The organism is Chitinophaga sp., assembly GCF_036566945.1.
In the GTDB taxonomy this organism is placed as follows: Bacteria; Bacteroidota; Bacteroidia; order Chitinophagales; family Chitinophagaceae; genus Chitinophaga.
Genome location: NZ_DATCVJ010000613.1, coordinates 1 through 9610, shown reverse-complemented (window position 1 = coordinate 9610; position 9610 = coordinate 1). Strand labels below are relative to the sequence as shown.

At 45.7% G+C, this 9610-nt stretch carries 7 protein-coding genes; 2 read left to right on the top strand and 5 right to left on the bottom strand.

Annotated features, from left to right (window positions below; translation table 11 throughout):
• Positions 1-1186: hypothetical protein (locus tag VIP81_RS18790; RefSeq protein WP_331964465.1), on the top strand; the 1186-nt coding region annotated here is incomplete at its 5' end.
• Between the two features lie 84 nt (positions 1187-1270).
• On the opposite strand, the gene VIP81_RS18785 is transcribed toward VIP81_RS18790, so the two are convergent.
• The 4 genes from VIP81_RS18785 to VIP81_RS18770 all read right to left on the bottom strand — a co-directional run bounded on the left by VIP81_RS18785 (position 1271) and on the right by VIP81_RS18770 (position 6970).
• Complete coding sequence (locus VIP81_RS18785; RefSeq protein WP_331964462.1) at positions 1271-2017, bottom strand: RluA family pseudouridine synthase; 747 nt, start codon at positions 2015-2017, stop codon at positions 1271-1273.
• 15 nt (positions 2018-2032) lie between these two features.
• The gene (locus VIP81_RS18780; protein WP_331964459.1) at positions 2033-3769 is read right to left on the bottom strand and encodes a pseudouridine synthase; all 1737 of its coding nucleotides are present in this window, start codon (positions 3767-3769) and stop codon (positions 2033-2035) included.
• A gap of 59 nt (positions 3770-3828) precedes the next feature.
• The gene (rlmN, locus tag VIP81_RS18775; RefSeq protein ID WP_331964456.1) at positions 3829-4872 is read right to left on the bottom strand and encodes a 23S rRNA (adenine(2503)-C(2))-methyltransferase RlmN; all 1044 of its coding nucleotides are present in this window, start codon (positions 4870-4872) and stop codon (positions 3829-3831) included.
• 151 nt (positions 4873-5023) lie between these two features.
• Positions 5024-6970, bottom strand: a complete 1947-nt coding sequence (locus VIP81_RS18770) for a hypothetical protein (RefSeq protein ID WP_331964453.1) — start codon at positions 6968-6970, stop codon at positions 5024-5026.
• A gap of 208 nt (positions 6971-7178) precedes the next feature.
• Here VIP81_RS18770 and VIP81_RS18765 point away from each other — a divergent pair, with 208 nt between their 5' ends.
• Positions 7179-8378, top strand: coding sequence for an acetyl-CoA C-acyltransferase (locus VIP81_RS18765; RefSeq protein WP_331964450.1), 1200 nt, complete (start codon positions 7179-7181; stop codon positions 8376-8378).
• Between the two features lie 276 nt (positions 8379-8654).
• On the opposite strand, the gene VIP81_RS18760 is transcribed toward VIP81_RS18765, so the two are convergent.
• Positions 8655-9236, bottom strand: coding sequence for a sigma-70 family RNA polymerase sigma factor (locus VIP81_RS18760; protein WP_331964447.1), 582 nt, complete (start codon positions 9234-9236; stop codon positions 8655-8657).
• Positions 9237-9610: the final 374 nt, after the last annotated feature.

The window sequence follows — 9610 nt, the reverse complement described above, 5'->3', positions numbered from 1 at the left end:
TTCTTATGGGGAAGATATTGAAGGCATGAACAAGTGGGCTAGCCAGGTGCTGGAGCAATACAGCGATAGGAAAGCGATACTTGTCAGCCATTCTATTATTCATTTCAACAAACAAACGGGTACCAATAAAAAAGGCTTTCCGAAATTTTCGAAACAGGCCCAGCGTATGTTTGATCGTTTAAAAAGTTATCCCAATGTGATGTTAACTTTATCAGGTCATGTGGGCGATAATGGGGAAGGATATCGGCAGGATGGCTATGCCGGCAATATTATTAAGTCGTTTTTGTCCGACTACCAAAGCCGGCCAAACGGTGGTCATGGCTTAATGCGTTTGATGAAATTTTCAACATCAAAAGATCTGATCAGTGTCCGTACTTTTTCACCTTATACCGGAGAAGAAGAAAAGGATGCAGACAGCCACTTTACACTTCCCTGGTTGCATCATACCACGGTAGCACGTTACCATGATTACAATAACGACCAGACCACTGATATTGCTTTCTTTTCCAAAGGCGTATGGAAGATAGCAGGACAACAGGAGGTTGCATTTGGAAAAGACGGCGACATTCCTGCGCCGGCGGATTATAATGGAGACGGTCAAACGGAATTGGCAGTGTTCAGACCTTCAGAAGGTAAGTTTTACCTCCAGGGAGGAGAAGTAGTTACGCTTGGGCAGCCCGGAGATATACCGGTATGTGGGGACTATGATGGTGATGGTTTTGCAGATGTTGCCGTATATCGTCCATCTACGCTTACCTGGTATTTTGATGGCCTGGATAGCATCCGGTTTGGTCATAAAAATGGTATCCCGGTTCCGGCAGATTATGATGGGGATGGCATGTTGGACGTGGGTGTATTCCGTACTGATAATTCTTTATGGCAAACAAGTCTCGGTAATATTCCGCTGGAGGTTAAACATACGCCCGGTGATATCCCGGTGCCGGCTGATTATGATGGCGATGGCAGAGCAGAAATGGCTGTATTTCGCCCTTCAACCGGAGAGTGGATTATTGATAGGTGCAAAGAACGGGTAAAGCTGGGGCAGGAAGGCGATATCCCTGTTCCAGGAAATTACACAAAAGATGGAAAAACTGCTCCGGCAGTTTACAGAAAAGGCAAAATCTATTTAGAAAATAATAAAACGATGGACGCCAATTTTGGTAACGCGGCAGAGTTGGTGAAATAACGGTGGATGACTATACCATATGAAAAAGGGCCGGGTGACAGTTATCGTCACCCGGCCCTGATTATTTCAAGCCAAAGAAAGCAGCTATTCTTCGCCGCCTGCCGGCTGCTTGCCACGGTGCTTACGTAGCTGCGTAAGCAGGGCACTCATATCTTTAGGCAAAGGCGCCTCAATCGTATATTCTTTACCGTTAGGGTCCTTGAAAATCAGCATAGACGCATGTAACGCCAGTCTGCTCAATAAAGGACGCTCTTCTTCCGTATGCTTGCCCAATTTGAATTTCTTCTTGATACTGGACAACAACACTGGTTCCGGGCTACCATAAAATTCATCTACAGCAATAGGATGACCCAGGAATTTCATGTGCACCCTGATCTGGTGGGTACGACCGGTATGAATCTGCATTCTTACCAGGCTGTAAAGACCAAATTCTTCCAACACTTCATAGTCAGTAGAGGAGGGCTTTCCTTTCCGGTTAGCGACCATTTTACCTTTCTGTACCGGGTGTTCCATGATCCCTTCACTTACATTGCCTTGTTTAGGCACCGGCTGGCCACTTACCAGCCCCAGGTAAAACTTTTTCACATCCCTGCTTTCAAAAAGCTGAGAGAAGTATTTATGTGCTGCTTCGTTGCGTGCAAACAGTATAATGCCACTGGTGTCACGGTCCAGTCTATGTACCGTGAATATTTCACCATAAGCCTTTTTCATGATAGCAATCAGCGATGCTAATTCATTATCATGACGATCAGGCAGGGTAAGCATTCCTGATGGCTTGTTTACAATAACAAAATCAGGTGTTTCGAGTATAATATGATCAACTAATCGCATCAGGTTATTCGGCAGTTATTTTTTAAAATGTTTCAGCAGGATGACCTCTTTTTCATTGAGGAAGCGCCATTGGCCACGGTTCAATGTTTTTTTTGTAAGTCCTGCATACATTACACGATCCAGTTTTTCTACCGTATACTCCAGGTGCTCAAAAATGCGGCGTACAATACGGTTTTTACCGCTGTGAATTTCAATGCCCACCTGCTTTTTATCCTTAGGATCTACGTAGCCCAGCGCATCTACAAATGCAACACCATCTTCCAGTGTTACACCTTCCACGATTTTTTCAAAGTCAGCCTTTGTCAGTGGCTTATCCAGTTCTACCTGGTAAATCTTTTTGATGTTGTGCTTAGGATGTGCCAGGGTTTGCGCCAGTTCACCATCGTTGGTGAGCAGCAACAATCCGGAAGTATTGCGGTCCAAACGGCCCACAGGATATACCCTTTCGTTTTCAGCAGCGTCCTGGATCAGATCCATAACGGTTTTGCGTCCTTCCGGGTCATCGGTAGTGGTGATGTAGCCTTTGGGTTTATTGAGAAGGATGTACACCAGGTTTTTAGTAGGTGTAATTTTTTTATCCTGCATAGTTACCACGTCATCGCTGGTTACTTTGGTAGCAGGTTCAGTGACTACCTTACCATTTACGGTTACTTTTCCTTCTTTGATCAGGTCTACCGCTTTTCTGCGGGAGCACAGACCACAATGGGCTACAAATTTGTTCAGCGGCATTTCACCGGGACCAAAAATGCTTTCCTTAGTTTCCTGATCGTGATCGCCCCTTACTTTGCCGCCTTTTTTTTTATCTTGTTTGTCCGCGAAACGTTCGTTGGTTTTATCAAAGAACTTTTTGCGGTTAAATCCGCTTGGAGTATCTCTTTGCGCGGATTTTCCCCCTTTTTTATTTTCACCGTGAAAGTGGAAAGCGCTATCGTCGCCTTTTTTGGCGCCAGCTCCGTAGGTACGTTTGCGTGGTGCTCTTTCGCCGCTATCTTCTTTATCGAAGCTGCGGGTACGTTCCGGGCGTTCGCCATCTTTCCTGAATGCGCTGAATGCACGATCACCGTCTGGTTTATCTTTTTTGTCGCTGTCGAAGCCGCCGCGTTTGTGTGAAGGTTTTTCATCGCTGTCAAAACGTTTGCGGGCGCCGGGTTTGTCGTCACGTTTGTGACCACCAAAAGAACGTTTTTCGTCTTTATCACCGAAGCTGCGTTTAGGTCTGTCTTCGCTGCTACCAAAGCTACGTTTAGGTCTTTCGTCTTTATCACCGAAACTGCGCTTAGGCCTGTCTTCGCTGCTACCAAAGCTACGTTTAGGTCTTTCGTCTTTATCACCGAAGCTACGCTTAGGTCTGTCTTCGCTGCTACCGAAACTGCGTTTAGGTCTGTCTTCACTGTTACCGAAGCTACGCTTAGGTTTATCATCACTGTCGCTGCCGAAAGTACGTTTACGCTGCGGCTTATCATTGCCTAAGCTATCGGTAGCCGGTCCGTGTTTGCGGGCTGGTCTGCCGGTACTGTCGAAAGTGCGTTTGCGGAAAGACGGTTTCTCATCACCCGATTTCTCGCCTTCAAAGCGTGGTTTACGGGAAGATGGTTTGTCATCTCCACTGCGGTTATCTTTTGCAGATGCTCTTCCTGGCCTTTCGCCATCGGCGGAGGAGCGGTTGCGGTTGCCTGCTGGTTTGTCGCTTTTACCAAACTTATTATCCCTTGATGGGCCAAACCCTTTTTTAGCAGGTTGTTTTTTCTTCATAAATTATTATTGATTGATGATCATGCGTACATGACCAATAGGAATTATGATTATAATGATCAGCCTTTATTGGCCAGTTGTCCGCATGCAGCATCAATGTCTTTACCACGGCTGCGACGCAGTCTTGCATTCACCCGGTTTTTTGTAAGATATTCCATGAACTGTTCTGCTGTCTGGGAATCCGGCTTCTGAAAGCGGGCTGCATCAATAGGATTGTATTCAATAATATTCACCAGGTCGGCAGGTACCTGCCGGTAAATTTTAATTAACTCATCTGCATCTTCTTTTGAGTCGTTAAAGTCTTTGAAGAGAATATATTCGAAGGAAATTTCATTTTCAGTAGCCTTGTAGAAGTAGTTCAGTGCAGCGATCAACTCTTTCAAATTGTTGGAATCGTTGATAGGCATAATTTCACTGCGCTTTTTATCGTTTGCGGCGTGTAAAGAAATAGCCAGGTTAAAACGTACTTTATCATCACCCAGCTGCCGGATCATTTTGGCCACACCAGCGGTAGAAACGGTAATACGTTTAGGCGACATGCCTAAACCATCAGGAGCGGTAATGCGCTCGATGGCGTGCAACACATTTTTATAGTTGAGCAGGGGTTCGCCCATACCCATAAATACGATATTGCTTAGCTTTTTGCCATATGTCTTCATGGCTTGCTGATTGATCAGTGCCACTTCATCATAAATTTCATCGTAGTCCAGGTTACGTGCACGATCCATATAGCCCGTAGCACAAAACTTACAACTCAGACTGCAACCTACCTGTGAAGACACACAAGCGGTTTGCCTGCTGTCTGTTGGAATCAGTACGCCTTCTACCAGGTGGTTATCATGCAACCGGAAACGGCTCTTAATGGTGCCATCATTGCTCTGCTGTACGGTATCAACCTTTACGGCGGGCAGTGAAAAATGTTCTGTTAGTTTTTGTCTTAATTCTTTGGAGAGGTTGGTCATTGCTTCAAAACTATCAGCATGACGTAGCCATAGCCACTCATATACCTGTTTTGCGCGGAAAGGTTTTTCACCTATTGACCCGAAATATTCCTGTAAAGCCGGTAAACTTAAATGCCGGATGTTTTTATTGTCAGACTTCATTATTGACCATTAATTGAGCAAATGGCTGCCTTACGGCAGTCGGAAAGTAACGGCAAAGATACGTAATATTGGCGTACTGGCAGAATGTACCCTTAAAAGTAATGCCACAGCCGTTTCCAGCTGTGGCATCGGCTCAAGTTATGTATTCGGTTTATTTCATCCATATGGCGGCAAAATGGGAAGAATTGTCGTATCCCTGTATGCGGAATAGCTGATATCCCTGCGCTGTGAGGTCCGTAAATTTGGCCTGATAATCCGCAGGACTCATGTCCATGTAGGAATAATAAGATTTGTTTTTAGGCCACCAGAGCCCACCTACGCTGTTTTTGCTGCCATTTTCCTCTACATCCAGATTCACGGTCATCAGCCCGGCCTTGTTCATTTCGTCGAACTTTTTGGCAAAATCGCTGGTACTCAGGCCGTAATACATGTAAAACCCGCCCGGATTCACGCTGCCGAAAACACCGGCATGATAGCGCTTTCCGTTCACGTAGTACGCTACATGCTCGGTTACCCGCATTTTTCCCTGTTCTACATATGTCTTCCATTTGGCGGCATAGGCATCATCTGTCAGGTTATGTACTGCCGCAAAGTTTTCGCCACCACGTTGCTTCCAGATCACGGTAAACAATGGGTTGCCGGCATTGTCGTTGGTCACCGAAATTTGCCTGGGGATATATCCTTTGCCGTAATACTCGTCAAAGTATTGCTGGTATTGGGTAGCACTCATATTAATGCGGCAATACCACTGGGAAGGAAGCCCATATTGAAAGGAGCCGGACGCCAGGTATTGGTTACCGGACTTATGTACGCTCAGGGTTTGCAAGGCCATGCCCATACCGGTATAATAGCCCCAGTAACGGGTAATATGTTCTACCGGCACGTTATGAAAAGAAGGATAGAAAGGTGCAAAGAAGCGGTTAAAAGCACTATTGGCACCTACTTCATAACAGTTGCTATTACTGTTGTCGGATTTGGCGTATACGCCATAAGCATCTACTTCCATCCAATCCACGCCGGTAGCAGGATTCGGGCTTTTAACCCACAGCATGAAGTGAAGGTGGTTGTTGCCGGTATTGGGATCAGTGGGAGTACCATCCTGGTTAAGTCCCCATCCTGCGCCACCATAGCCGGTATTACCAGCCCAGGCGATCTGTTGACCTGCAGCAACGGCATCTCCTGCTTTTACTTTCAGCTTTTGCTCATTGGTGCCCCACAGCTGTTTGGAGGGGTTAGGCAGATTAGCGAATTTTTTATACTTGGTATCGCGGGCATCTTTGTTGGAAGGATCGCTTACCGGTGTATTTTTAGCATTCTGCACATCATGATCAAAGCCACCGCGCAGATGGAAATAGCCGGTGCGATAAAGGGTGCCGTCGGCCGCCTTATGCTCTATAATCACCACATTACCAAAGAAGGGATCCCACATAGCGGTCACCACTTTTCCGGAAGCGGATGCATACACGCCGAAGGTAGGATCAATGCCGGCGCCATAGGCATCGGGTGTTTTAAGAAAATCTACTGACCCATGCCCCGAACCGCTATCATAAATCCATGCGCCCGCCGGATACACTTTGTTGTTTTTAAAAGGCATGAAAAAAGGCAGTTTCGGCGTAAGACTTTCTGCATACGTCCGCGCATCTGCTTCATTGGAGAAGATAGAGGCAGGAGAGGCGTAGAACAGGTTTTTGTTGGCCGACTGATCTTTGATACTATAGCCGCAGCAGCCAATAGTAACGGTAGGTGTGGTACAAAAGGCAGGTGCACTTCCTTTCATCACGGTTACTTTGTTGGGTGGCGATAGCTGGAGGTTATCCACGCTGATCAGCTGCAGGTTGTTATCGGCTACCCGATTCCATTTGGGAGCCGCTTTCAGTGTTCGCACATTTACGTTGTTGCGAAGAGCAGGGTTAGCTACCGGCTTTTGTTGCATAGCCGGCTCTATTCCTTCCATCACTTTAGCGGTGGGCTTAATGGGTCTGTACAGTAATTCAGACAAATTTGCATCATTTTCTCCCGGGGGTACCTGTGCTTTGGTGATCATGGGAAGAGTGCACAGCAGGGCTGTGAGCCAGAGAAGGCTACGTACTTGTTTCATTTTTTTGGGGTTATAATTATTAAATATGACAATTGCCAGGCAGCAAAGCTAACTAACCAGGGAAATGGATCAAGCGCCATTTACTGAAAGGCGGTAATAGGGTTATATCTGGTAGGTTTTGTATTTCTGCCGCAATAAATGAGGGGGTAGGTTTTATTGGCTGAGTTCACGGGATGTGTTTTATTTGCATATAAACCAAAACAATCACATGCAAGTTGCTTACATAGTAGATGCAGTACGCACACCTATAGGCCGCTATGGTGGCGCTTTAAGCAGCATCCGTCCGGACGATCTGCTGGCGCATATGATCAAGGCATTAATGAAGAGAAATGCAACTTTAGATCCCGCTGTTATTGAAGATGTGATCGCCGGTGCTGCCAACCAGGCCGGAGAAGATAACAGGAATGTGGCGCGAATGGCTGCATTGCTGGCCGGGTTGCCGGTAACGGTAGCCGGTAATACCGTAAATCGTTTATGCGCTTCCGGTATGCAGGCCATCATGGATGCCGCACGGGCAGTGATGTGTGGGGAAGGAGATGTATACCTGGCTGGAGGCGTGGAAAGCATGACCCGCGCGCCTTTTGTAATGCCTAAATCAGATGCTGCTTTCAGCCGCAAAACGGAAGTTTATGATACGACCATAGGTTGGCGTTTCACCAATAAACGGCTGGCTGAAATGTATCACCCATATGCCATGGGAGAAACTGCGGAAAATGTGGCAACCCAGTGGAACATCGGCCGGGAAGAGCAAGACGTTTTTGCCTTACGTAGTCAAACACTTTACAAACAGGCATTGGACGCCGGAAGATGGCAGGATGAAATAGTGCCGATAGAAATTACCCTCAATAAGGAAGAGCAGGTGATCTTCTCCAAAGATGAACATCCCCGGGAAACTACACTGGAAAAGCTTTCTGGCCTGCGGCCTGCTTTTGCAAAAGATGGTTCTGTGACAGCGGGGAATTCTTCCGGCATCAATGATGGCGCCGCTGCGGTATTGATTGTTTCTGAAAAAGCCCTGAAACAGTTTAACCTGCAGCCGCTGGCACAAATAAAAAGTATGGCAGTAGCAGGGGTTGATCCTTCCATTATGGGTATTGGCCCGGTACCCGCCTCCAGGAAAGCATTACTGCGTGCAGGCATTACTGTGGATCAGTTACACCTGGCCGAACTGAATGAAGCTTTTGCTGCGCAGTCGATAGCATGTATGCGTGATCTGGAGCTGAACACTGATATCGTAAATGTAAATGGAGGAGCAATCGCCATCGGGCATCCGCTGGGTTGTAGTGGGGTACGCATTACGGCTACTTTATTGCATGAAATGAAACGGAGAGAGGGTGCTAAATACGGTCTTGCTACCATGTGTGTGGGTGTGGGACAAGGGGCCGCAATTATATTTGAACGCCTGTAGCGGAGTTTGTCTTACCCATGATTATACTGATTTAGATGATTTCCCAGATTTTTACTTTTACAGGATTTAAAAAGATTAGCGAAGACAGAAGCATATACCGCTTACGTCTTCGCTAATCTTTTTAAATCTTATAAAATCAAAAAAACAAAATCTGGGAAATCATCTAAATCAGTATAATCCTGGGTAAGACAAAAACTCGCAGAGTTCCCCTAAAATAGCGAGCGGTCGGACATTACATCCGGCCGCTCGTTGCTGGCAAGCAAAAAAAAGGGTTCATCATAGACAGATTTGTTTCTCCGTCATCATTTTTCGGAGATTGATCAGACCGTAGCGCATCCGACCTAATGCGGTATTGATACTCACTTGCGTGAGATCTGCAATTTCTTTAAAACTTAGTTCTGCGTAATGGCGGAGAATAATCACTTCCCGTTGCTCCTCCGGCAGCATGTCCAGCATTCTGCGAACGCGGTCATGGCTTTGACGGGTAATCATCTTTTCTTCCGCACAACTGTCACTGAATCCCAGTACATCAAAGATGTCCTTATCATCACCGGTTCTTATCATAGGCGTACGCTTGATCTTTCTGAAATGATCCACACACAGATTGTGTGCAATGCGCATAGCCCAGGGTAAAAACTTCCCTTTCTCTGTATAACGTTCAGCCCTGATGGTATCAATAATCTTAATGAAGGTGTCCTGGAAAATATCCTCTGCGAGGAAAGAATCTTTCACCAGTAATAGGATAGAAGTGAACACCTTGTCTTTGTGACGGTGTACCAACTCTTCTAATGCGGAAGAATGTCCCTTTTTAAAGAGAGTAATCAACTGCTCATCGCACAATTTGTACATTACTTGCATAAACTTCTACAACTAGGCGGGTTAGTAAATAAATTACAGTATTACAGCCAGTTTGGTTGTTTTAATTAAGTAGAGTTTAGGCGATATTGAACAGTTTAAGTTAAAGATAAATTTTTGGTAAATCCAGCGAGATAGATCTGGTCTTATGCAAATATAAAAGATTAGTTCAATAAAACAAATAATAAAAATGGCTTTGAGCCTTTAGCTATTAGCTTATAGCGTATGGAGGACACGTATAAAAAGCTAACTTCTCAACTAACATCTTTTCCCTTAAATTTGTTCTGTCATGGCTACAAAAGTAAAGAAACAAACAAGTATAATTGATCCTCAGGAAGTTAGCCCGCAGGACCACATATTCATAAAAGGCGCCAGGG

Bases quoted from the DNA above. Each gene is read 5' to 3' on its own strand.
- VIP81_RS18785 (WP_331964462.1), bottom strand. From the start codon at position 2,017: ATGCGATTAGTTGATCATATTATACTCGAAACACCTGATTTTGTTATT.
- VIP81_RS18780 (WP_331964459.1), bottom strand. From the start codon at position 3,769: ATGAAGAAAAAACAACCTGCTAAAAAAGGGTTTGGCCCATCAAGGGAT.
- rlmN (WP_331964456.1), bottom strand. From the start codon at position 4,872: ATGAAGTCTGACAATAAAAACATCCGGCATTTAAGTTTACCGGCTTTA.
- VIP81_RS18770 (WP_331964453.1), bottom strand. From the start codon at position 6,970: ATGAAACAAGTACGTAGCCTTCTCTGGCTCACAGCCCTGCTGTGCACT.
- VIP81_RS18765 (WP_331964450.1), top strand. From the start codon at position 7,179: ATGCAAGTTGCTTACATAGTAGATGCAGTACGCACACCTATAGGCCGC.
- VIP81_RS18760 (WP_331964447.1), bottom strand. From the start codon at position 9,236: ATGCAAGTAATGTACAAATTGTGCGATGAGCAGTTGATTACTCTCTTT.